The 23,146-nt window shown below is 68.8% G+C and carries 21 protein-coding genes; 15 read left to right on the forward strand and 6 right to left on the reverse strand.

Annotation, left to right across the window (positions count from 1 at the left end; all coding sequences use genetic code 11):
* Positions 1 to 19 precede the first annotated feature (19 nt).
* From ACWPN8_RS31985 to ACWPN8_RS32015, 7 genes are all read left to right on the forward strand, one after another.
* On the forward strand, positions 20 to 1,054 hold the full coding sequence (locus ACWPN8_RS31985; RefSeq protein WP_109446010.1) for an amino acid ABC transporter substrate-binding protein: 1,035 nt from the start codon (positions 20 to 22) through the stop codon (positions 1,052 to 1,054).
* Positions 1,055 to 1,122: 68 nt separating this feature from the next.
* A complete protein-coding gene (locus ACWPN8_RS31990; RefSeq protein WP_109446009.1) occupies positions 1,123 to 2,280 on the forward strand; it encodes an amino acid ABC transporter permease in 1,158 nt (385 codons plus the stop codon).
* Positions 2,281 to 2,398: 118 nt separating this feature from the next.
* Entirely contained in the window at positions 2,399 to 3,451 is a 1,053-nt protein-coding gene (locus ACWPN8_RS31995) for an amino acid ABC transporter permease (RefSeq protein ID WP_492243725.1), read from the forward strand.
* A gap of 21 nt (positions 3,452 to 3,472) precedes the next feature.
* The gene (locus ACWPN8_RS32000) at positions 3,473 to 4,216 is read left to right on the forward strand and encodes an amino acid ABC transporter ATP-binding protein (RefSeq protein ID WP_042694164.1); all 744 of its coding nucleotides are present in this window, start codon (positions 3,473 to 3,475) and stop codon (positions 4,214 to 4,216) included.
* Positions 4,217 to 4,251: 35 nt separating this feature from the next.
* Positions 4,252 to 4,959: a response regulator gene (locus tag ACWPN8_RS32005; protein WP_098735879.1), complete on the forward strand. Its 708-nt coding sequence runs from the start codon at positions 4,252 to 4,254 to the stop codon at positions 4,957 to 4,959.
* Positions 4,960 to 5,527: 568 nt separating this feature from the next.
* Positions 5,528 to 7,756: a methyl-accepting chemotaxis protein gene (locus ACWPN8_RS32010; protein WP_492243726.1), complete on the forward strand. Its 2,229-nt coding sequence runs from the start codon at positions 5,528 to 5,530 to the stop codon at positions 7,754 to 7,756.
* A 44-nt stretch (positions 7,757 to 7,800) separates the two neighbouring features.
* Positions 7,801 to 8,844 (forward strand): amino acid ABC transporter substrate-binding protein, encoded by a 1,044-nt coding sequence (locus tag ACWPN8_RS32015; RefSeq protein WP_492243727.1) that lies wholly within the window; start codon positions 7,801 to 7,803, stop codon positions 8,842 to 8,844.
* 7 nt (positions 8,845 to 8,851) lie between these two features.
* On the opposite strand, the gene ACWPN8_RS32020 is transcribed toward ACWPN8_RS32015, so the two are convergent.
* The 5 genes from ACWPN8_RS32020 to ACWPN8_RS32040 all read right to left on the reverse strand — a co-directional run bounded on the left by ACWPN8_RS32020 (position 8,852) and on the right by ACWPN8_RS32040 (position 13,636).
* Complete coding sequence (locus tag ACWPN8_RS32020; RefSeq protein ID WP_492243728.1) at positions 8,852 to 9,565, reverse strand: ABC transporter ATP-binding protein; 714 nt, start codon at positions 9,563 to 9,565, stop codon at positions 8,852 to 8,854.
* Positions 9,555 to 10,310: an ABC transporter ATP-binding protein gene (locus ACWPN8_RS32025; RefSeq protein ID WP_492243729.1), complete on the reverse strand. Its 756-nt coding sequence runs from the start codon at positions 10,308 to 10,310 to the stop codon at positions 9,555 to 9,557. The genes ACWPN8_RS32020 and ACWPN8_RS32025 overlap by 11 nt, the downstream gene beginning before the upstream one ends.
* The gene (locus ACWPN8_RS32030; protein WP_492243730.1) at positions 10,307 to 11,341 is read right to left on the reverse strand and encodes a branched-chain amino acid ABC transporter permease; all 1,035 of its coding nucleotides are present in this window, start codon (positions 11,339 to 11,341) and stop codon (positions 10,307 to 10,309) included. Before ACWPN8_RS32030 ends, ACWPN8_RS32025 begins: the two co-directional genes overlap by 4 nt.
* Positions 11,338 to 12,207, reverse strand: coding sequence for a branched-chain amino acid ABC transporter permease (locus ACWPN8_RS32035; protein ID WP_109048582.1), 870 nt, complete (start codon positions 12,205 to 12,207; stop codon positions 11,338 to 11,340). Before ACWPN8_RS32035 ends, ACWPN8_RS32030 begins: the two co-directional genes overlap by 4 nt.
* Positions 12,208 to 12,436: 229 nt before the next feature.
* Positions 12,437 to 13,636 carry an ABC transporter substrate-binding protein gene (locus ACWPN8_RS32040; RefSeq protein ID WP_109445991.1) on the reverse strand — a complete coding sequence of 400 codons (1,200 nt, stop codon included), beginning with the start codon at positions 13,634 to 13,636 and terminating at the stop codon, positions 12,437 to 12,439.
* A gap of 340 nt (positions 13,637 to 13,976) precedes the next feature.
* On the opposite strand from ACWPN8_RS32040, the gene ACWPN8_RS32045 reads away from it, so the two are divergent.
* From ACWPN8_RS32045 to pcaG, 8 genes are read left to right on the forward strand one after another with little or no spacing between them, the layout of a single operon-like run.
* On the forward strand, positions 13,977 to 14,849 hold the full coding sequence (locus tag ACWPN8_RS32045; RefSeq protein WP_492243731.1) for a CoA transferase subunit A: 873 nt from the start codon (positions 13,977 to 13,979) through the stop codon (positions 14,847 to 14,849).
* The gene (locus tag ACWPN8_RS32050) at positions 14,849 to 15,637 is read left to right on the forward strand and encodes a CoA-transferase subunit beta (protein ID WP_492243732.1); all 789 of its coding nucleotides are present in this window, start codon (positions 14,849 to 14,851) and stop codon (positions 15,635 to 15,637) included. Before ACWPN8_RS32045 ends, ACWPN8_RS32050 begins: the two co-directional genes overlap by 1 nt.
* A 4-nt stretch (positions 15,638 to 15,641) precedes the next feature.
* The gene (gene pcaF / locus ACWPN8_RS32055) at positions 15,642 to 16,841 is read left to right on the forward strand and encodes a 3-oxoadipyl-CoA thiolase (protein ID WP_492243733.1); all 1,200 of its coding nucleotides are present in this window, start codon (positions 15,642 to 15,644) and stop codon (positions 16,839 to 16,841) included.
* 45 nt (positions 16,842 to 16,886) lie between these two features.
* Entirely contained in the window at positions 16,887 to 17,684 is a 798-nt protein-coding gene (pcaD, locus tag ACWPN8_RS32060) for a 3-oxoadipate enol-lactonase (RefSeq protein ID WP_492243734.1), read from the forward strand.
* The gene (gene pcaC / locus ACWPN8_RS32065) at positions 17,684 to 18,097 is read left to right on the forward strand and encodes a 4-carboxymuconolactone decarboxylase (protein ID WP_492243735.1); all 414 of its coding nucleotides are present in this window, start codon (positions 17,684 to 17,686) and stop codon (positions 18,095 to 18,097) included. Before pcaD ends, pcaC begins: the two co-directional genes overlap by 1 nt.
* 5 nt (positions 18,098 to 18,102) lie before the next feature.
* Positions 18,103 to 19,473 (forward strand): 3-carboxy-cis,cis-muconate cycloisomerase, encoded by a 1,371-nt coding sequence (locus ACWPN8_RS32070; protein ID WP_109452972.1) that lies wholly within the window; start codon positions 18,103 to 18,105, stop codon positions 19,471 to 19,473.
* Between the two features lie 24 nt (positions 19,474 to 19,497).
* Positions 19,498 to 20,220, forward strand: coding sequence for a protocatechuate 3,4-dioxygenase subunit beta (pcaH, locus tag ACWPN8_RS32075; RefSeq protein WP_492243736.1), 723 nt, complete (start codon positions 19,498 to 19,500; stop codon positions 20,218 to 20,220).
* A 17-nt stretch (positions 20,221 to 20,237) separates the two neighbouring features.
* Positions 20,238 to 20,783 carry a protocatechuate 3,4-dioxygenase subunit alpha gene (gene pcaG, locus ACWPN8_RS32080; RefSeq protein WP_492243737.1) on the forward strand — a complete coding sequence of 182 codons (546 nt, stop codon included), beginning with the start codon at positions 20,238 to 20,240 and terminating at the stop codon, positions 20,781 to 20,783.
* A 53-nt stretch (positions 20,784 to 20,836) separates the two neighbouring features.
* Here pcaG and ACWPN8_RS32085 read toward each other — a convergent pair whose 3' ends face one another.
* Entirely contained in the window at positions 20,837 to 22,921 is a 2,085-nt protein-coding gene (locus ACWPN8_RS32085) for a methyl-accepting chemotaxis protein (protein WP_492243738.1), read from the reverse strand.
* Positions 22,922 to 23,146 lie beyond the last annotated feature (225 nt).

Consider the following 23,146-nt stretch of genomic DNA (forward strand, 5'->3'; position numbering starts at 1 on the left):
CCCCGTGAAGACCCGTGCCATGAAGTCCCGTCTGAGCGCGCTCGCCATCGCGGCCACGCTGTCGGTCTCCGCTTTCGCCCTGTCCGGCACGGCCCAGGCCGGCGCCACCTTCGACGGCGTGAAGCAGAAGGGCTACGTCCAGTGCGGCGTCAACCTGGGCCTGTACGGCTTCTCCTCGCCCGACGACAAGGGCAAGTGGTCGGGCCTCGACGTCGACATGTGCCGCGCCGTCGCCGCCGCCATGTTCGGCGATGCCGAGAAGGTGAAGTACACCCCGCTGTCGGCGCAGCAGCGCCTGCCGGCGCTCCAGTCCGGCGAGATCGACCTGCTGGCCCGCAACACCACCCGCACCCTGACCCGCGACACCGCCAACGGCCTGAACTTCGCGCCGACCAACTATTTCGACGGCCAGGGCTTCATGGTGTCGGCCAAGCTCGGGCTGAAGAGCGCCAAGCAGCTGAACGGCGCCACCGTCTGCGTCCTGCCCGGCACCACGACCGAGCAGAACGTGTCGGACTACTTCCGCGCCAACAAGATGACCTTCAAGCCGGTCGTCATCGAGAAGAACGAGGAGCTGAACAAGGCCTTCTTCGCCGGCCGCTGCGACGCCCTGACCTCCGACGCCTCCCAGCTGGCCGCCATCCGCGCCGCCGAGGTGCAGAACCCCAACGACTACGTCATCCTGCCCGAGCTGATCTCCAAGGAGCCGCTGTCCCCGGCCGTGCGCCAGGGCGACGAGGAGTGGATGAACCTGGTCACCTGGGCCTTCTACGCCATGGTCCAGGCCGAGGAGAAGGGCCTGACCTCGGAGACCGTCGACGCCGCCATGACCTCGCCCGATCCGGACGTGAAGCGCCTGCTGGGCGTCACCGCCGGCAACGGCAAGGCGCTGGGCGTCGAGGAGAACTGGGCCTACGCCATCATCAAGCAGGTCGGCAACTACGCCCAGAGCTATGAGCGCAACGTCGGCTCGGGCTCCAAGCTGAAGATGCCGCGCGGCCAGAACGCCCTCTACACCGAAGGCGGCCTGATGTACGCCCCGCCGATGAAGTAAGGGCGCCCTCCCTCCCTTCCCCTTCCGGGGGAAGGGAGGGCCTTTCACCCCCCGCACGGAGCAACACCATGACAAACCCGGTCCAGGCGCTGAATTCCGCGCGCGTGCGGGGGTGGCTGTATCAGGCTCTGTTCCTGGCCTGCGCCCTCGCCGTCGCCTGGTATCTCGTCTCCAACACCCTGACCAACCTCGCCACCCGCGGCGTCGCCACCGGTTTCGGCTTCCTGCACCGCGAGGCCGGCTTCGAGATCGGCGAGAGCCTGCTGCCCTATTCCGCGTCCGACACCTACCTGACGGCCCTGGTGGTCGGCCTCCTGAACACGCTGGCGGTGTCGGCCGCCGGTGTCGTGCTGGCGACCGTGCTGGGCGTGCTGATCGGCATCGGGCGGCTGTCGTCCAACTGGATGGTGAACCGCTTCGCCACCCTGTATGTCGAGACGGTGCGCAACGTGCCGCTGCTGTTGCAGCTGGTGGTCTGGTACACCATCCTGAACCGGCTCCCCAGCCCGCGCGAGGCGCTGGAGGTGCTGCCGGGCATCTTCCTCAGCAACCGCGGCATGAAGTTCCCGGTCCTGGTGGAGCATGCCGGCCATGGCTGGATCCTGCTGGCGCTGGTCGCCGGCATCGCCGCCGCCATCGCCGTCGTCCGCTACGGCCGCCGCCGGCGCGAGACCACCGGCAAGCCCTTCCCGACCCTGCCGGCCGTCATCGCCGCCCTGCTGCTGCCGCCGGCGCTCGCCTTCATCGTCACCGGCGCCCCGCTGGCCTTCGACGTGCCGGCATTGGCCGGCTTCAATTTCGAGGGCGGCGGATCGGTCACCCCGGAATTCACCGCGCTGCTGATCGGCCTATCGGTCTACACCGCCGGCTTCATCGCCGAGATCGTGCGCTCCGGCATCCTCGCCGTGCCGCACGGCCAGACCGAGGCCGGGCTGGCGCTGGGCCTGTCGCCGGGCAAGATCCTGCGCCTCGTCATCCTGCCGCAGGCGCTGCGCGTCATCGTGCCGCCGCTGACCAGCCAGTATCTGAACCTGACCAAGAACAGCTCGCTGGCGGTCGCCATCGGCTATCCGGACCTGGTCAGCGTCTCCAACACCTCGGCCAACCAGACCGGCCAGGTGGTGGAGGCAGTGGCGATGATGATGCTCGTCTATCTCATCATCAGCCTCGCGATCTCCGGCTTCATGAACTGGTACAACCGCCGCGTGGCTCTGGTGACCCGATGAGCAAGCAGTTCCCGGCCGATCCGGCCCCGATTCCCACCGCTCCCGTCCCCCCGCCCATTGGGCCGCGTCCTACGAGGAGGAGCCGACCCAGGCCTCCGCCCCGCCGCAGGCCAACGGCATGACGGCGCTGAAGCCCTTCGGCTGGGCGAAGGACAACCTCTTCAACACGCCGCTGAACACCGCGCTGACGCTGGCCTGCCTGTTCCTGCTGTGGCTGGTGGTGCCGCCGATGGCGAACTGGCTGCTGCTGAACGCCAGCTGGTCCGGGTCGTCGGAGGCCTGCCGCGAGGCGGCCGGCGCCTGCTGGTCGGTGATCGTGGTCAAGCACCGGCTGATCTTCTTCGGCACCTACCCCTATGACGAGCAGTGGCGCCCCTTCCTGGCCTGCGCCCTGTTCGTGGCGATGCTGGGGGCCAGCGGCGTCCGCGCCTTCTGGCGGCCCTGGCTGGCCGTCGCCTGGGCGCTGACCCTGGTCGGCATGGGCGTGCTGATGTGGGGCGGCATCGCCGGCCTCACCTATGTGCCGAACGACCGCTGGGGCGGGCTGCCGATCACGCTGATGCTGTCGGTCTTCTCCATCGCTCTCGCCTTCCCGCTGTCGATCCTGCTGGCGCTGGGCCGCCAGTCCTCGCTGCCCGCCATCCGCACCTTCTGCGTCGGCTTCATCGAGACGATGCGCGGCGTGCCGCTGGTCAGCGTGCTGTTCATGGCCTCGGTGATGTTCCCGCTGTTCCTGCCGGAAGGCGTCACGGTCGACAAGCTGCTGCGGGCACTCGCCGGCATGACGCTCTTCACCGCCGCCTATCTGGCCGAGGCCGTGCGCGGCGGCTTGCAGGCGATCCCCAGGGGCCAGTACGAGGCCGCCGACGCGCTTGGCCTCAGCTACTGGCAGAAGACGATGCTGATCGTCCTGCCGCAGGCCCTGCGCATCGTCATCCCGCCCATCGTCAACCAGTTCATCAGCGCCTTCAAGGACACCTCGCTGGTCACCATCGTCGGCCTGTACGACCTGCTGACCGCCGCCACCGTCGCGACGACCGACCCCGAATGGCGCCCCTATTTCGCCGAGGTCTATGTCTTCGCCGGGCTGATGTTCTGGATCTTCTGCTTCAGCATGTCGCGCTACAGCCAGTGGCTGGAGCGTCTGGCCAACCGCTACACCCGCCGCTGACCGGCCTTCTGGAGACACGCCATGACCGCCAACGCCATCATCGAACTCCGCAAGGTCGGCAAGTGGTACAACAGCTATCACGCGCTGCGCGACGTCAGCATCAGCATCGGCAAGGGTGAGAAGGTCGTCGTCTGCGGCCCCTCCGGGTCGGGCAAGTCGACGATGATCCGCTGCATCAACCGGCTCGAGGCGCACCAGACCGGCCACATCATCGTCGACGGCATCGAGCTGACCGACGACGTCAAGGCGGTGGAGAAGATCCGCCGCAAGGTCGGCATGGTGTTCCAGAACTTCAACCTGTTCCCGCACCTGACGGTGCTCCAGAACCTGACGCTGGCCCCGATCTGGGTCCGCGGCATGGCGAAGTCCGAGATCGAGGAAATCGCCATGATGTACCTGAAGCGGGTGCGCATCCCCGACCAGGCGCACAAGTTCCCCGGCCAGCTGTCCGGCGGCCAGCAGCAGCGCGTCGCCATCGCCCGCGCGCTGTGCATGCGCCCCGAGATCATGCTGTTCGACGAGCCGACCTCGGCACTCGACCCCGAAATGGTCAAGGAGGTGCTGGACGTCATGACCGAGCTGGCCGGCGAGGGCATGACCATGGTCTGCGTCACCCACGAAATGGGCTTCGCCCGGCAGGTCGCCGACTCTATTGTCTTCATGGCCGAAGGCTCGATCATCGAGAGCGGGTCGCCGGCCGAATTCTTCGAAAACCCGAAAAGCGAGCGCACCCGCCAGTTCCTGGGCCAGATCCTGGAGCATTGAGGCAAAAGGCGCGCTGAGAGGCGGACAAGAGGGTCATGGCGGCGACCATTGCCATCACCGACGACGACGCGGTGACGCGCGAGACGCTGAAGTCCTATCTGACAGATGAGGGCTTCGACGTCCTGCTGGCCCGAAGTGCGGAGGAGCTGAAGGATCTGCTGGCGGCGGCGTCGGTGGACGTGGTGCTGCTCGACATCCGGCTGCCGCGCCAGGATGGGCTGACCCTGACCCGCGAGCTTCGCGCGGTGTCGGAGATCGGCATCATCCTGGTCAGCAGCCGGGCGGAGAAGCTGGACCGCATCATCGGGCTGGAGATGGGGGCCGACGACTACATCGCGAAGCCCTTCGAGCCGCGAGAGATCCTGGCCCGGGTGCGGAACCTGCTGCGCCGGCTGAAGGCGCCGGGCGACCAGCGCGACGACCGCCGGCGCTGCTTCTCCGGCTGGACGCTGTGGCTCGACCGCATGCGCCTGACCGACCCGCAGGGCAACCCGGTGCGGCTGACCGGCGCCGAGTTCGAGCTGCTGTCGACCTTCGTCTGCAACCCCGGCCGGGTGATGAACCGCGACTATCTGCTGACGGCGACGACGCGGCGCAAGACGGATGCCACCGACCGCACCATCGACAGCCTGGTCCGCCGCCTGCGCCGCCTGATCGAGACCGATCCGGCGGACCCGAGGCTGATCGTCACCGTCCACGGCACAGGCTACCTGTTCGCCGGCGACGTCACGCAGGATGGGTAAGGAGTTCTTCGAACCGGCCGGAATCCCCTCTCCCCCCGGGGAGAGGGTTAGGGTGAGGGGGTCGCGCGGCGAGGATCTTCATAAAGTCGCACACTCCCCCATTCGCCACCGAATCCACTCCCTGCATCCCCCTCACCCCGACCCTCTCCCCAGGGGGGAGAGGGGGTATAGGGCGCCCATCCACCTAACCCCGAGCAAACTCCCCCGTCGCTTCAGTCTCGCGGCGGCCACGCGCTCGGCAGCCTGGGTCACGGAAATCGCGAAAATTTTTCGCGCGCTTCCGTGGCCCATTTTTTATGCGTTAACGCGGGCAGACAGCCTGCTCCGAAGTCAATCCACCACATCCGGTTGCTTTTCTTCTTGTCGGATTCCCCCCTGGGAAAGTCATAGACCGCATATCCGCCCAAAAGACCACCTGTTTCCTTAGCGCCTTCATCCCCGCTTGCCTCAAATACAAACGAAAAGACACGAACTGTTCACAAATGAACGCTAAACCGTTCAAAGGGCCCTGCGACGATATGCGTGTAGCAATCCGTTGAAACCGTTCACTGGCGGCGGGGGTTTGGGCATGACGGCGATCTCGACGAATGCGGGCAGCACCTTGGACGATGGCGGTGCGCGCCACCGCTTCTGGACCCTGCGCCGCGCCATGGTGTCGGTGGTGGGCGTGCTGGTGGCGGCGCTGATCGCCAGCCAGGCCTGGGTGTCGCAGCGTTACACCGACTTCGCGCTGACCACCTTCAACAGCAGTGCCGCGGCCACCCTGCGGGTTCTCGCCAACGACCGCATCCGCAAGAACTACACGGACTGGCTCCAGGGCCATGCCAACGAATGGAGCCGCGACGCCTTCCTGGTCGACAGCATCAACCAGAAGGACCCGGCCAAGACGATGCTGGCGCTGAAGAACATCAACGCGCGGCCCGTGGTGGTCGACCGCGAGGTGCGGCTGGTCTCGGTCGCCGTGTTCGACGCCGACATGGCGCGCATCGCCGCCACCGGCGGGGAGCAGGACAGCGTCGCCACCGTCGCCCCGCTGTTCGAGGCGCTGAAGACCCGCGACATCGCCGACAAGCGCCGTCCGGCCAGCCTGCTGTGGCGCGACGGCCAGGGTCGGCCGCTGTTCAGCATGATCGTCCCCATCGGCGGCTTCCGCGTCCTGGGCTTTTTGGAGGTGGTGACCGATCCCCTGCCCGCCCTGTCCAACCTGGGCGCCGTGCTCGACGCCGACATCCGCATCACCGACGCCAAGGGCGGCGTTCTGTTCGAGGCGAAGGGCGGCGAGCCGTCGGCCCATGCGCAGCTCTCCACCACCACCGTGGCGCTCGGCGGCGATGGCGGGCTGCCTTGGGCGACGGCGGAGATCTCGCGCGACGTGTCGGAATTCGTCGGCGCGACGGAGGCCCTGCGCAACGACGCCCTCAAGATGGTCGCCGCCTTCGCGCTGGCCGTCGCCATCGCCGCCGCCCTGCTGCTGCGCGTCGCCGTCATCGCCAACCTGCGCAAGTTCGCCCGCGCCATGGAGCAGATCGCCGCCGGCGACCTGTCCATCGAGGTTCCCCGCACCGGCCGCGACGAGCTGGCGGTGATGGCCGCCGCGCTGCGCCGCCTGCGCGGCAGCGTCGAGCAGGTGCTGCTGATGAAGCGGATGGTCGACAGCAGCCCGGTGCCGACCGCCCTCCTGCGCACCGACGGCCCAAATGGCGAAGGGCAGGTCGGCTTCGTCAATCCCGCCGCCCGGACCTTCTGCGAGGCGCACGGCATCGACCCGGCCGGTCCCGACCTGCTGGCCCAGGGGCCGGACTTCACCGCCGCCTGCACCGACCCCGCCCGTCCGCAGATCCCGCGCCGCACCCTGACGGTGGACGAGACGACGGTGGAGGCCCATGTCGACACCGTGTTCGACGACCAGGGCAACGTGCTGGGCAAGACGCTGTCCTGGACCGACGTGACCGAGCAGATGCGCTCGGCAGCGCTGGCCCGCCAGCTGATGGAGGACGTGCATCAGGTGGCGTCGGGCGTCGCCACCCAGTCGGGCCAGCTGCGCGAGCTGGCCGACGCGCTGCGCCGCGAATCCTCCGGCACCATCGACAGCACGGTCAGCGCCGGCAGCTTCGTCGCCGAGAGCAACCGCAACGCCAACACCTGCAACGACAGCGCCGGCACGCTGATGGACACCATCGGCACCGTCTCCAGCCTGACGAGCGAGGCGGCCGGCGTGGTCGGCGCAACGCTGGGCGAGCTGACCGCCGCCCGCGAGGTGGTCGGCCAGCTGGGCGACAACACCGAGCAGATCCGCCGCATCGTCGACGTCATCACCGGCATCGCCCACCAGACCAAGCTCTTGGCGCTGAACGCCACCATCGAGGCGGCGGCGGCCGGCGTGGCGGGCCGCGGTTTCGCCGTGGTGGCGGCGGAGGTGAAGAAGCTGGCGGAGGAGACCGCCAACGCCACCGTGCAGATCGCCACGTCGGTCAGCGCCATCAACGGCAGCATCCAGAACACCGTCGGCACCTTCGCCCGCATCTCCGGCTCGGTCGAGCGCATCAGCGAGGTGCAGGAGCTGATCGGCGGTGCCGTGGCCCGCCAGACCGACTCCTCCACCGACATCCGCCGCCGCGTCGGCGTGATCGCCGGCAACACCGGCGAGGTGGCGAGCCTGATCGACGGCGTCAGTGCCCAGGCCGCCCGCACCGGCGACATCGCCGCCTCGCTGACCGAGACGGCGAACACGCTGGCCGAGGAAGCGGCTTCGCTGCATAGTCTGCTCGGCACGCTGCGCGCCGGGCAGGCGGCCTGACCCCGCCCGCCGCCGGCACGCGGTGGAAGAGGCGGGTCAGGGGAATGGGTGTCGGAATGCGGCTGGTGTTGCTTGTGCTGCTGGCGATGGTTTCGGCCTTACCGGCGCTAATGCCACCGGCCTGGGCCGAGGACGGCGACACGCTGGAGCGCATCCACGGCCGCGGCTTCCTGATCTGCGGCCTGCGCAGCGGCGTCAGCGGCATCTCCTTCTCCGACCCGCAGGGGCATCTCGACGGCTTCCTGGTCGATGTCTGCCGGGTCTTCGCCGCGGCGACGCTCGGCAACGCCCAGGCCATCCGCGTCGTCCGCCTGCCGGAGAAGCCGCAGGAATTCCAGGCGGTGGAGAAGCACGAGGTCGACGTGGCACTGACCACCACGACCTGGACCTTCAGCCGCGAGCTGTCGCACGACATCGAGTTCCTGATGCCGCTGCTGCATGACGGCCAGGGCTTCGCCATCCACTCGGACGGCACCCCGCCGCCGCCGCTCGACCGGCTGGGTGTGCGCACCGTCTGCGTCAAGACCGCCACCACCACGGTCCGCAATCTGGAGGACCATATCCGCAAGTCCGACCTGCCCTGGACGATCCGCACCTTCCAGACGCTGGACGAGGCGTTGCAGGCGTTCCTCGCCCATGAATGCGACCTGCTGACCACCGACCGCACGGTGCTGGTGACCTCGCTGGCCGGCTACCGCCAGGCGGGAATGGGCATTTACATCTACCCCGACGTGATCTCGCGCGAGCCGCTGACGCCCTACATCGCGCGCGGCGACCGCAACTGGTACGACATCACCCGCTGGGTGCTCCACGCCATCGTGCTGGCCGATGCCAAGGGCGTCACCTCGGCCGACGTCCAGGCCGGCCGCATCCCCGACGATCCCGAACTGCACCGCATGCTGGGCCACGCCGGCAGCGTCTCCCGCACCCTCGGACTGCCCGACGACTGGGCCTTGCAGGTGCTGGCCCAGGTCGGGAACTACGGCGAGATCTTCGACCGCAACCTCGGCACCCCCTACGGCATGGACCGCGGCATGAACAAGCCCTGGACCCAGGGCGGCCTGCTCTACGCGCCACCGTTCCGGTAGGCCCCCCCTACGCCGCCAGCGCAACGCCCAGATGCCGCTCCAGCAGCGCCGGATCGGCCTTCGCCTGCGCCGCCGGCCCGGCATGCACCACCCGGCCGCGGTCGAGGAAGACCACGCGGTCGGCAAAGTCCAGCGCGCGGTCGACCTGCTGCTCCACCAGCAGGATGGTCATGTCGAGCCTGGACAGCGCCGCCATCAGCGTGTCGCAAATCACCGGCGCCAGCCCTTCCAGCGGCTCGTCCAGCAGCAGCACCGTCGGCTTGCCGAGAAGCGCGCGGGCGACCGACAGCATCTGCTGCTCGCCGCCCGACAGTTCGCCGCCGCCGTTGCGCCGCCGCTCGCCCAGCCGGGGGAACAGCTCGTACGCCTCCTCCAGCGCCGAACGCGGCCGCCCCTTCAGCCCGGTGACGAGATTCTCCTCCACCGTCAGCGATTTGAAGATGTCGCGCGTCTGCGGCACATAGCCGAGCCCGGCTGCCGCGCGACCCGAGCTAGTTATCCCACCGAGTTCCACCCCGTCCAGCCGGATGCTGCCGCCATGGCGGGTGGTCTGGCCGACCAGCGTCGCCAGAATCGTCGTCTTGCCCACCCCGTTGCGGCCGAGCAGGGCCAGCCGCCCGCCCGCCGGCACGGCCAGCGACACGCCGTCGAGGATCAGCGTCTTGCCGTAGCCGGCGCGCAGATCCGCGATCTCGAAAGCCCCACGCGGCTCAGTGTGCATCGGCACGGCTCCCGAGATAGACCTCGCGCACGCGCGGGTCGGCGACGATCTCCCTGGCGGTGCCGCTGCACAGCAACCGCCCCTGCGCCAGCACGACGATGGTCTTCGCGAAGCGGAACACCAGATCCATGTCGTGCTCGATCATCAGCACCGCCAGATCCTTGGGCAGCCGGTCGATGGCGTCGAGGATGCGCTGGCTTTCCGAATGGGGCACGCCGGCCGCCGGCTCGTCGAGGATCAGCACCTTCGGCTTCATGGCGAGCGCCAGCGCGATCTCCAGCAGCCGCTGCTGCCCGTAGGCCAGCGAGCCGACCGCCGTGTGCGCCGCATGGGTCAGCCCCATGGCATCGAGCAGCCCCGCCACCTCGTCGGCCAGCCCGGCCACCCTGGCGACATTGGCGAACAGCCGGAAGGTGCGGCGGTCGCGCTGGAGGACGGCCAGTTCCAGATGCTCGCGCACCGTCATCGACTTGAACAGCCGCGCCACCTGGAAGCTGCGGATCAGCCCCAGCCGCACCCGCTCCGCCGCCGGCAGCCTCGTGATGTCGCGGCCGTCCAGCCGGATGGTGCCGGCGCTGGGCGGGATCACCCCGGTGACGAGGTTGACGAAGGTCGTCTTGCCGGCCCCGTTCGGCCCGATCAGGGCACAGCGGTCGCCGGCACTCAGCGTCATGGTGATGTCGGACGACACCTGCAAACCGCCGAAATTCTTGCTCAGCCCCTCGACCTCAAGAAGCTTGGTCATGCCCCACCCTCCCCCTGTCCAGCCGGCCGGCGCAACAGCCCGCCCAGCCGCTCCAGACCCGAGGCGATGCCGCCGGGCAGGAACAGGACGATGCCGATCAGGAACAGGCCGATGAAGCCCATCCAGTGGAAGGGATCGCTGGCGGCCAGGATGTGGTGGATGCCCATGAAGGCCGCCGTACCGATCACAGCACCGTAAAGCCGCCCGGTGCCGCCCAGCACCAGCATCACCAGCGCCTCCGCCGACCAGGGGAAGCCGGCGCTGTCCAGCCCGACGATGCCGCTGGTGACCGCGGTCAGCCCCCCGGCCACCCCGGCGAACACCCCGGCCACGCCATAGAGCGCCACCAGATAGGATTTCGGCGAGCCGCCGATGGCGGAGATCCGCAAGGGGTCCTCCTTCACGCCGCGGCAGGCCAGCCCGAAGGGCGAGCGCACGATCCGCCGCGCCACCAAAAGCCCGGCCACCAGCACCGCCAGCGCGAACAGGTAGGAGGTGCGGCCGAACATGTCGAAGCGGAACAGCCCCAGCACCGGAGCCGGGTCGATGCCCGACAGCCCGTCGCTGCCGCCGGTCCAGTCGCGCGCCTTGTTGGCGACCTCCTGCACGATCTGCCCGACCGCGATGGTCAGCATCAGCAGGGTCAGCCCGCGCGCATGCAGGATCAGCGCGCCGGTCGCCAGCGCGACCAGCCCGCCGGCAAGCCCGCCGGCCGCCAGCATGACGAAGGGGTCGTTGTTCCAGTTGACCGCGACGATGCCGGCGGCATAGGCGCCGGTGCCGAACATCGCCGCCTGCCCCAGCGTGGCGATCCCGCCATAGCCGAGCACGAGGTCGAGCGACAGCACGAACAGCGCCGAGGCGGCGATGCGGGTCAGCAGCGCCAGATCGTCCGGCAGCAGCCAATAGGCGGCCAGCCCGGCCAATGCGACCAGCGGAATGCCGATCCAGCCGAGATCGCGGCGCCGCCCGAGCGGAGCGGGGCGGGTCACCGCGCCGGCCTTTCCGTCGCGCTCGGCGACGCTCGTCATGCCGTCCTCCCTTTGAAGAAGCCGTGGGGCCAGCGGAACAGGATCAGGATCAGGGCGGCGTAGAAGAAGAACTCGCCGAAATTGGGGATCAAATATTTGCCGGCGGTGTCGACGATGCCGAGCGCCAAAGCCGCCGCCGCCGAGCCGAAGATGCTGCCCGCCCCGCCGACCGCCACCACCGCCAGGAACAGCACGATGTAGCGGATGGCGTAATAGGGCTCCAACGGCAGCAGTTCCGCCCCCAGCACGCCGCCCAGCGCCGCCAGCCCGGTGCCGAGCGCGAAGGTCGCCAGATAGAGCCGCTCGGTCCGGATGCCCAGCGCCGCCGCCATGGCGGGGTCATCCACCGCTGCGCGCAGCCGGATGCCGAAATCGGTGCGCTCCAACAGCCACCACAGCCCCAGCAGGGTGGCCGCCCCGGCGCCGATCACGAAGGCGCGGTGGGTCGGGATCGACTTCGGCCCCAGCTGCACCGTGCCGGTCAGCAGATCGGGCAGCGGAATGCGCTTCAGCGTCGGGCCGAACAGGTAATTGATGCCGGCGACGATGACGAAGGTCAGCCCGATGGTCAGCAGCACCTGCGCCAGTTCGTTGGCCGAGCCGTAGATGCGCCGGTACAGCAGCCGTTCCAGCGGCAGCGTCGCCAGCACGGTCAGCGCCACCGCCACCACCAGCGCCAGCCCATAGGGCAGCCCGGCGCTCTGTGCTGCATAGGAGGCGACATAGCCGCCGACCATGGCGAAGGCGCCATGCGCCAGATTGACCACCCGCATCAGCCCCAGCGTCACCGACAGCCCGACGGAGATGATGAAGAGGATCATGCCGTAGGCGACCCCGTCGACGGCGATCCCGAACATGGTTTCCATGATGTCTCTCCACCCGCCCCTCCCCCTCTCCCCCCGGGGAGAGGATCGGGGTGAGGGGGAAGCACTGCGTGCCTTACCCGTAAATCCTGCCGCGCGTCCCCCTCACCCTAACCCTCTCCCCGCTTTCGGCGGACCTTTGGTCCGCCTGTCGCGTCAGCGCAAACGAAGTATGCGCGAAAGCAGGGGGGAGAGGGCATTCTTACCGGGACGGGAGAGGGAGACCATCCCCTCACTTCGCCAGCTTGTACCCATAGTCCGGCTGCTTCGGGAACGACTGCTTCTCGACATTCTCCAATCGGCCGTCGACCATCTCGACAGTGCGCAGATAGATCGTCTGGGTGACGTGGCGGCTGTCGGGATCGATGGTCAGGGGACCGCGCGGGCTTTCCCAGCTCATGCCCTTCACCGACTCCACCGCCTTGGCGCCGTCGATCTTGCCGCCGCTGTTCTTGATCATCTGATAGATGACATGCGTGCCGTCATAGGCGCCGACCGAGGTGAAGGTGACGCTGTCGTAGGAGCCGAACATCTCCTTGTGCTTGGCGACGAAGGCCTTGTTCATCGCCGAGTCGTGCGCCCGGCTGTAGTTGAAGGTGGTGGTGATGCCCATCACCGCGTCGCCCAGCGCCGGCAGGTCCGGTTCCTGGGTCAGGTCGCCGGGGCCGAAGAACTTGATGCCCGCCGCCTTCAGCCCGGTGTCGTTGAAGGCCTTGGCGAAGGCCAGCGTTGTCGGGCCGGCGGGCAGGAAGGCATAGACCGCCTCGGCGCCCGAATCCTTGATCCGCTGCATGAAGGGGGCGAAGTCGGTGGACTTCAGCGGCATGCGGATGGTGTCCACCACCGTGCCGCCGTTCTTCTCGAAGGTGGTTTTGAAGGCGGCCTCGCCGTCGATGCCGGGACCATAGTCGCTGACCGCCGAGATCGCCTTCTTGATACCCTGCTTGGCCATGTGTTCGGCCAGCGGCACCGTGTTCTGCCACAGCGTGAAGGAGGTGCGGACATAGCGCGGCGACTTCTCCGTGATGGCGGAGGTCGCGGCGTTGAAGATCACGCAGGGGATGTTCGCCTCGTCGATCAGCGGGGCGACGGCCAGCGCATCCGGCGTGAAGAAATAGCCGGCGAGGAAGGACACCTTCTCCTTGACGATCAGCTCCTGCGACAGCGCCTTGCTCTGCGCCGGGTTCGCCTGGTCGAGGTCCTTGTAGATGAACTCCACCGTGTCGTTGCCGACGGTCTTGCCGTGCTCGGCCTGATAGACCTCGATGGCTTCCTTGAAGCTCTTGCCCACCACGCCGAACGGCCCGGAGAAGGGCGCCACGACGCCGACCTTGATGGTGGCGGCACCGGCCGGACCGGCCGCCAGCGCCAGACCGAACGCCGCACCCAGCAGCGCGTTGCCCAACAGCGCGTTGCGCAGAGTCCTCGTCATCGTCCCTCCCACATGTGACCATATGCCGGCGCCGGAATTCGCTATTCCGGTCATTGACTGTTCCGTCCACCGTACTGAGGGAGGACCGAACCGTCAAGTGCGATATTTGATGTTATGTTCTATAATCGCACAGAATCAGTCATCAATTCAAGTATTTGATAAATATATTTTTTCTCTTTCATTCCGGTCGCATCGACAAAGCAATCCTCATGTTGCGCCGCAATATGGGCGATCATCGCACGATACAAGCATTTTTCGCCCTTGACAGCGCAGCGCACCGCTCGCCACTCTGTGCGTAACGACGAATATCTGTGCGATTTTCGCACATCCGGGAGGTCATATGGCGAAGATCACGCCCCTGCGCGAGGCGGTGGCGAGCCTCGTGCACGACGGCGACACGGTCGCCCTGGAAGGATTCACCCACCTGATCCCCCATGCCGCCGGGCATGAGATCATCCGGCAGGGCCGGCGCGGCCTGACGCTGGTGCGCATGACGCCGGACCTGATCTACGACCAGCTGATCGGCATGGGCTGCGCCGCGAAGCTGATCTTCTCCTGGGGCGGCAACCCCGGCGTCGGTTCCCTCCACCGCTTCCGCGATGCGGTCGAGCAAAGCTGGCCGCACCGGCTGGAGATCGAGGAGCACAGCCACGCCGGCATGGCGAACGCCTATGTCGCCGGCGCCTCCAACCTGCCCTTCGCCCTGCTGCGCGGCTACACCGGCTCCGACCTGCCGAAGGTCAACCCCAACATCCGCTTCGTCGAGTGCCCCTTCACCGGCGAAAAGCTGGCCGCCATCCCGTCGGTCCGGCCGGACGTGACGGTGATCCACGCCCAGAAGGCCGACCGCCGCGGCAATGTGCTGCTCTGGGGCATCCTCGGCGTCCAGAAGGAAGCGGTGCTGGCCGCCAAGCGCTCCATCGTCACGGTGGAGGAGATCGTCGACGACCTGGAGGCGCCGCCCAACGCCTGCGTGCTGCCCTATTGGGCGCTGTCGGCTGTCTGCCCTGTCCCCGGCGGTGCCTATCCGTCCTACGCGCAGGGCTATTCGGAGCGCGACAACCGCTTCTACAAGGCCTGGGATCCCATCGCCCGCTCGCGCGAGACCTTCCAGGCCTGGATGCAGCGCCATGTGCTGGACACCGACGATTTCGCCGGCTTCCGCCGCGTGCTGGCCGAAAGCATGGCCCAGATCATGAAGGAGGCCGTGTGATGGGTTCCGAAGACTTCACCGCGACCGAGATCATGACGGTGGCGGCCAGCCGCCTGCTGAAGGACGGCACTGTCTGCTTCGTCGGCATCGGCCTGCCCTCCACCGCCGCCAACCTCGCCCGGCTGACCCATGCGCCGGACGTCGTGCTGATCTATGAATCGGGGCCGATCGGCGCCAAGCCGACGGTGCTGCCGCTGTCGATCGGCGACGGCGACCTCGCGCTCACCGCCGACACCGTGGTCGGCACGCCGGAGATCTTCCGCTACTGGCTCCAGGGCGGGCGGATCGACGTCGGCTTCCTCGGCGCCGCCCAGGTCGACCGCTTCGCCAACATCAACACCACCGTCATCGGCCCCTACGACTCACCCAAGGTGCGGCTGCCCGGTGCCGGCGGCGCGCCGGAGATCGCCTCCCAGGCCAAGGAGGTCTTCATCGTCCTGAAGCAGAGCCCCAAGGCCTTCGTCGCCAAGCTGCCCTTCGTCACCTCGGCGGGCTATCTCGACGGCGGGGATGCACGGGCCAGGGCCGGCATCCCCGGCGCCGGACCGACCGCGGTGATCACCGACCTCGGCATCCTCACCCCCGACCCGGTGACCAAGGAACTGACCCTGACCGGCATCCACCCCGGCGTGACGGTGGAGCAGGTGAAGGCGGCCACCGGCTGGGATCTGAAGATCTCGCCCGACCTGAAGACCACCGACATCCCGGATGCCGCAACCCTGGCGGCGCTGCGCGACCTCCAGGCCCGCACCGCCGCCGCCCACGGGCAGGTTGGCGGGGAAGGATAAGACCATGCGTGACGCCTATATCTGCGACGCCATCCGCACTCCCATCGGCCGCTATGCCGGATCCCTGTCGTCGGTGCGCGCCGACGATCTCGGCGCCGTGCCGATCCGCGCCCTGATGCAGCGCAACCCCTCGGTCGACTGGGCCGCGGTGGACGACGTCATCTATGGCTGCGCCAATCAGGCCGGCGAGGACAACCGCAACGTCGCCCGCATGTCGGCGCTGCTGGCGGGATTGCCCGACGCGGTGCCGGGCACGACGATGAACCGGCTCTGCGGCTCCGGCCTCGACGCGCTCGCCACCGCCGCCCGTGCGATCAAGGCGGGAGAGGCCGACCTGATGATCGCGGGCGGGGTGGAGAGCATGAGCCGCGCCCCCTTCGTCATGGGCAAGTCCGACGCCCCCTTCTCCCGTCAGGCCGAGATCTTCGACACCACCATCGGCTGGCGCTTCGTCAACCCGGCGATGAAGGCGGCCTACGGTGTCGATTCGATGCCGGAGACGGCGGAGAACGTCGCCGACGACTGGAAGATCGCCCGCGCCGACCAGGACGCCTTCGCGCTGCGCAGCCAGGAGCGCGCCGCCCGCGCCATCGCCGACGGCAGCCTGGCCCGCGAGATCGTTCCCGTCACCATCCGCACCCGCAAGGGCGAGACGGTGGTGACCACCGACGAACACCCCCGCGCCACCACCATCGAGGCGCTGTCGGCGCTGAAGCCCATCGTCCGCCCCGGCGGCACGATCACCGCCGGCAACGCGTCGGGCGTCAATGACGGCGCCGCCGCCCTGCTGGTGGCCTCCGAAGCGGCGGTGAAGCGCCATGGCCTGACCCCGCGCGCCCGCATCCTCGGCGGCGCCACCGCCGGCGTGCCGCCGCGCGTCATGGGCATCGGCCCGGTCCCGGCCACCCGCAAGCTGCTGGAGCGGCTTGGCCGGACCGTCGGCGACATCGACCTGATCGAACTGAACGAGGCCTTCGCCGCCCAGGCGCTGGCCATCCTGCGCGAGCTTGGCCTGCCGGACGACGCCGCCCATGTGAACCCGAACGGCGGCGGCATCGCACTCGGCCACCCGCTCGGCATGAGCGGCGCCCGTCTGGCGACCACCGCGGTCTACCAGCTCGAACGGTCCGGCGGCCGGACGGCGCTCTGCACCATGTGCATCGGCGTCGGCCAGGGGATCGCGGTGATGATCGAGCGGGTGTAGCGTCAAACCCAGTCGCGACCGCCACAACAAGCGAAGGCAGACCCAATGCCCTTCATCGAAGCCGCCGGCATCACCCAGCATTACGACCTGACCGGCCCGGCCGACGCGCCGGTGCTGCTGTTGGCCAACTCCATCGGCACCAGCTTCCACATCTGGGACGCGGTGGTGCCGCACCTGTCGCAGCGTTACCGCATCCTGCGCTACGACATGCGCGGCCATGGCCTGACCCAGGTGACGCCGGTCACGGAGGACGCCGGCTACAGCATGGATCTGCTGGCCGACGATGCCGCCGGCCTGCTCGACGCGCTCGGCGTCAAGCGTGCCCATGTCTGCGGCCTGTCGATCGGCGGCATGATGGCGCAGCGCCTCGCCGTCAAGGCGCCGGGCCGGGTGCATGGCCTGATCCTGTGCGACACCGCCGGCGTCATCGGCCCGGCGTCGGTCTGGACCGACCGCATCGCCGCCATCCGCGCCCGCGGCATGACAGCGATTGCCGACGGGGTGATGGCGCGCTGGTTCACCCAAAGCTTCCGCGACGGCCGTCCCGACCAGATCCGCGGCTACACCGCCATGGTCGCCCGCATTCCCGAGGATGGCTATGTCGGCTGCGCCATGGCGATCCGCGACGCCGATCTCCGCGCCGCCAACGCCGCCATCACGGCGCCGACCCTGGTGATCTGCGGCGCGGAGGACGTGGCGACCCCGCCCGACGCCGCCCGCGAGCTGGCGGCCGGCATCCCCGGCGCGCGGTTCGAGCTGCTTCCCGGCGCCGCCCACATCCCCGGCGTCGAGAAGCCGGCGGAGCTGGCAGCCCTGATCGACGGCTTCCTGAGGGACCTGTGATGGCCGACCGTGAAATGACGGACAAGGATCTGTACGACCGCGGCATGGCGGTGCGCCGCGCGGTCCTCGGCGACGCCCATGTCGACCGCTCGCTGGAGCGCGCCACCGGGTTCGACGCCGATTTCCAGGAGTTCATCACCAAGACCGCCTGGGGCCAGATCTGGACCCGGCCGGGGCTGGACATCCGGACGCGCAGCATGCTGACCATCGGCATGCTGGCCGCACTCGGCAAGGACGGCGAGCTGAAGCTGCACATCCGCGCCACCCGCAACACCGGCGTCACCCGCGACGAGGTGAAGGAAATCCTGATGCAGGCCGGCATTTATGCCGGCATCCCCGCCGCCAACCACGCGATAGCGCTCGCCCGCGCCGTCTATGCCGAGATGGACGAGGAAGACGCGAAGAAGGGGTGAGCAGCATGACCACCATCCACGCCGACCCCCTGCTCGACCCGCTCTTCACCAGCGATGCCGCGGCCGACGCCTTCTCCCCCTCGGCAAGGCTGCAAGGCATGCTGGAGTTCGAGGCGGCGCTGGCGCGGGCGGAGGCGGCGGTCGGCGTCATCCCCGCCCGCGCCGTCCCGGCCATCGAGGCGGCGTGCAGGGCCGATCTCTACGACCCGGCCGCGCTGGGGGCGGAGGCAGCGCTCGCCGGCAACACCGCCATCCCCCTGGTCAAGCATCTGACCGCCACCGTGAAGGCCGCCGACGAGGAGGCGTCGCGCTACGTCCATTGGGGCGCCACCAGCCAGGACGCGATGGACAGCGGCCTGATGCTTCAGCTGCGCCGCTTCCTCGACGGTCTCGACGCCGATCTGGCCGTGCTCGCCGATGGCCTCGCCGACCTCGCCGAGCGCCACCGCGCGACGCCGATGGTCGCCCGCACCTGGCTTCAGCACGCCCTGCCGACCACTTTCGGCCTGAAGGCCGCCGGCTGGCTCGACGCGCTCGGCCGCGACCGCCAGCGCCTCGCCGCCGCCCGTGCCCGCCTCGCTCTGCAATTCGGCGGTGCCGCCGGCACGCTGGCGGCACTCGGCGACGCCGGTCCGGCGGTGGCGGAGGCGCTGGCGAAGGAGCTGGACCTCCCCCTGCCCGCCCTGCCCTGGCACGCCAGCCGCGACCGCATCGCCGAACTGGCCGCCGCCCTCGGCATCCTCGCCGGAACGCTTGGCACGCTCGGCCGCGACATCTCGCTGATGATGCAGATGGAGGTGGCAGAAGCCTTCGAGCCCAGCGCCCCCGGCCGCGGCGGTTCCTCCACCATGCCGCACAAGCGCAACCCGGTGTCCTGCGCCGTCCTGCTCTCCGCCGCCATCCGCGCTCCCGCCCTGGTCGGCGGGCTGCTGGCGGCCCAGGTGCAGGAGCATGAGCGCGGCCTCGGCGGCTGGCATGCCGAGTGGCAGGCGCTGCCCGACCTCTGCCGCCTCGTTGCCGGTGCCGCCCGCCATGCCCGCGAGACCGTTTCCGGCCTGACCGTCGATGCGGAGCGCATGCGCGCCAACCTGGACCTGACCCGCGGCCTGATCCTGGCCGAAGCCGTCACCATGGCGCTGGGCGACCGCATGGGCCGCATGGCCGCCCATTCCCGCGTCGCCGAGGCCAGCCGCCGCGCCGCCGCCGCCGCCCGTCCGCTGCGCGACGTGCTGGCCGAGGATGGGGAGGTGATGCAGGCGCTGGGCCTGGACGGCCTCGACCGGCTGTTCGACCCGCTGCGCTACACCGGCGCCGCCTCCCACTTCATCGACCGCGCACTCGCCGATCACAGATCCCAACAGCGTCAGCACAACTGACCGCGCCCAAGGAGGACAGCCGAGATGGACACCGCCGTTCAGGACAAGGAGGGCGATTTCCGCCCCCGCGATTGGGCGCAACACCCGCCCTACCTGTCGCCGCTCTACAAATCGACGGTGCTGCGCTCGCCGTCCAAGCCGCTGATCCCGATGAAGCAGGGGCTGTCGGTGCGCACCGGCCCGGTGTTCGGCCATGACAGCCTCGATCCGCTCGACCACGACCTGACCAAGAACGGCCGCGTCAACGGCGAGCCGATCGGCGAGCGGATGATCGTCACCGGCCGCGTGCTGGACGAGGATGGCCGGCCGGTGCCGCACACGCTGCTGGAGATCTGGCAGGCCAACGCCTGCGGCCGCTACGTCCACCGCTGGGACCAGCATGACGCGCCGCTCGACCCCAACTTCTTCGGGGCCGGCCGCTGCCTCACCGACGCCGAGGGCCGCTACCGCTTCACCACGATCAAGCCCGGGGCCTATCCCTGGGGCAACCACCACAATGCCTGGCGGCCGGCGCACATCCATTTCTCGCTGTTCGGGCCGTCCTTCCTGACCCGTCTGGTCACCCAGATGTATTTCCCGGGCGACCCGCTGCTGCCGCTCGACCCCATCTACAACGGGGTGCCGGAGGGTGCGCGCGAGCTGCTGGTCTCCCGCTTCTCAATCGACGTGACCGAGCCGGTGTGGGCGCTCGGCTACGAGTTCGACATCGTCCTGCGCGGACGCCACGCCACGCCGATGGAGGGCTGACCGTCATGAGCCAAACCTTGAAACAGACCCCCTCCCAGACCGTCGGCCCCTATTTCGCCTATGCCTGGACGCCGGAGCTCTACGGCCGCCGCCCGCTGGCGACCAACCGGCTGGCCACCCGCGACATGGCCGGCGAGCACATCCGCATCGAAGGCGTGGTCTATGACGGGGAGGGCCAGATCGTCCGCGACTGCGTGGTGGAGATCTGGCAGGCCGGCGCCGACGGCAGGCACCTCCCCGGTGCGGCCGGCTTCGGCCGCTGCGGCACCGACGACGCCGGCCGCTATTTCTTCGACACGGTGAAGCCCGGCGCCTGCGACCCCGGCCATGCCCCGCACATCGCGGTCACCGTGTTCGCCCGCGGCATGCTGAGCCACGCCTTCACCCGCCTGCATTTCTCCGACGAGACCGCGGCGAATGCGGCCGACCCGGTGCTGGCGAGCGTCCCGGCCGACCGCCGCGATACCCTGATCGCAACCCGCGCCGAGACGCCGGGCGGCGTGGTCTACCGCTTCGACATCCGCATCCAGGGCGACGGGGAAACGGTCTTCTTCGACTGCTGAGGGTGGGACTGTTGTGAAGGGGGGAGCCGCCGACCTGCGGCTTCCCCACCCCGTCACGCCTCGCGGATCGTCGCCACGAAGCGCTGCACCTCGCCGCGCAGCTGCGCCGACTGGTGCGACAGCGTGTCGGCCGCCGCACGCGCTTGCGAGGCCATGCTGCCGGTCTCGCTGGCGGCGCGGGTGACGCCCTCGATGTTGGTCGACACCTCGCGGGTGCCGCTGGCGGCCTGCTGGACGTTGCGGCTGATCTCGCGCGTCGCCGCCCCCTGCTCCTCGGCGGCGGCGGCGACGGCGGTCACCGTCTCGCTGATACCCAGGATGGTGCGGCCGATGGCCTGGATGGCGCCGACGGCGCTGCCGCTGACCGACTGGATCTCGGCGATCTGTGCGGCGATCTCCTCCGTCGCCTTGGCGGTCTGGCTGGCGAGGTTCTTCACCTCCTGCGCCACGACGGCGAAGCCCTTGCCCGCCTCCCCCGCCCGTGCCGCCTCGATGGTCGCGTTCAGCGCCAGCAGGTTGGTCTGGCCGGCGATGGACTGGATCAAATTCACCACGTCGCCGATCTTCTGCGCCGCCTCGGCCAGGCCGGCCACCGTGCCGTTGGTCTTCTCGACCTCGCCCACCGCGTCGTTCGCCATGCGCGACGAGGCGGCGATGCGCTGGTTGATCTCCTCGATGGAATGGGCCAACTCCTCCGCGGCGGCGGCCACCGTCTGCACGTTGCCGCTGGCGACGTCGGCGGCGCTGGCGACGGCGGAGGCCTGGGCGTTGGTCTGCTCGGCGATGGCCGACAGCCCTTCGGAATCGGTGCGGATCATCTCGGCCTGCCGGGCGACGCTGGCGACCACGTCGCCGACCGAGCCCTCGAAGCGCTGGGCCAGCTGGGCCAGATCCTGCTTGCGCTGCTCGGCGGCGCGCTGCTCGTCCAGGCGGCGCTGCTCCTCCATCTCGGCGACGCGGCCGGCATTCTCCTTGAACAGCTGCAACGCCGTGTTGATGGAGCCGATCTCGTCGGCGCGGTCGCGGTCGGCGACCTCCACGTCGCGCCGCCCGGCGGTCAGCGCCTGGATGGTGGCAATGATCCGGCGCAGCGGCTGGCCGACCACCACCCGGCTGGTCAGCCACAGTGCCAGCAGAAGCGCCACGGTCAGCAGCACCGCTCCCACCGCGATGAAGGTGCGCAGCTCCTGCTTCGGCACCTCGACCTTGTTGATGGGCAGGTTGACCAAAATCGACCAGGGCGTGCCGGTGTTACCGATGGCGACCGGCCGGAACAGCTGCTTCACCTCGGAGCCAAGGCTGGCCGACACCGAGAAATGGGCGAAGGGCCGGCCTTCGCGGACGGCGGGCATCGCGTCCTTCAGCCGGGGATTGGTTTCCAGGATCGGCTTGCCCAGATGGTCGGGGTTGCTGTAGGCCGCCCAGGCGCCGGCATTGGAGATCAGGAACACCGACCCGGTCTCGAACGGCCTAGCCGTCTTCAACTCGTCCCAGATGACGTCGGTGGCGATGTCGACGCCGGCGACGCCGATGAATTTCCCGTTGTCGAGGATCGGCACCGCCAGCGACACCATCAGCACGCTCTTGCCGGCAACGACATAGCTGTAGGGCTCGACGATCACCTCCTTGCCGGTGCGCTTGGCCTGCTGGTAATAGAGGCCGTCCGGGCCGGGATCGTCATAGCCGACCAGCGATTCCAGCTGGACCTTGCCGCCACCGCGGTTCCAATAGGGGATGAAGCGGCCGCTGGCATCGGTGCCGGGGGTGTTGGCGAAGGTGGAATCCTTACCGTCCAGCGCGTTCGGCTCCATGCCGACCCAGACGCCGATCAGGCCGGTGTTGGCCTCCAGCAGGCTTTTCAGCCAGTCGTTCAGCGCGCCGCGGTCGGCAACGCCGCTCCGCTTCAGGCTGAGCAGCGTCGTGCCCATATGGCGGCTGATGTCCAACGCATCGTTCAGCCGGCGCTCGACCGTCGCCGCATGGTACTTGCCCAGCTCCTCCCCGACCTGGAAGGACAGCGCGTCGGTGTCCGCCCCGCTCTTGACGGAGATCACGACCGACCCGGCCCCCAGCCCGATCGTCATGACCAGTCCGATCGCCAATACCAGCTTGGTCACCAAAGGCAGCTTCTTGAACATCGACAGTCCCCACGACACACCCGGACAAGGGCACGACACCCCAGGGCAACTGTCTCGTAATTCTGTTAAATTCGAGTAAATTAATTATCAATATATCAGTCCAGCCAACAGTAACTGCGAGTTGTTCTCAAAACCACCGAAGAACTCGGACCCGCATCCGCAAACCATATCCAAGGACCGATTTGCGAATCGTTCCAATCGCTGCAACCCGGATCGGACAGCCGC

The sequence above is a fragment of the Azospirillum sp. UENF 112521 genome, assembly GCF_058780665.1.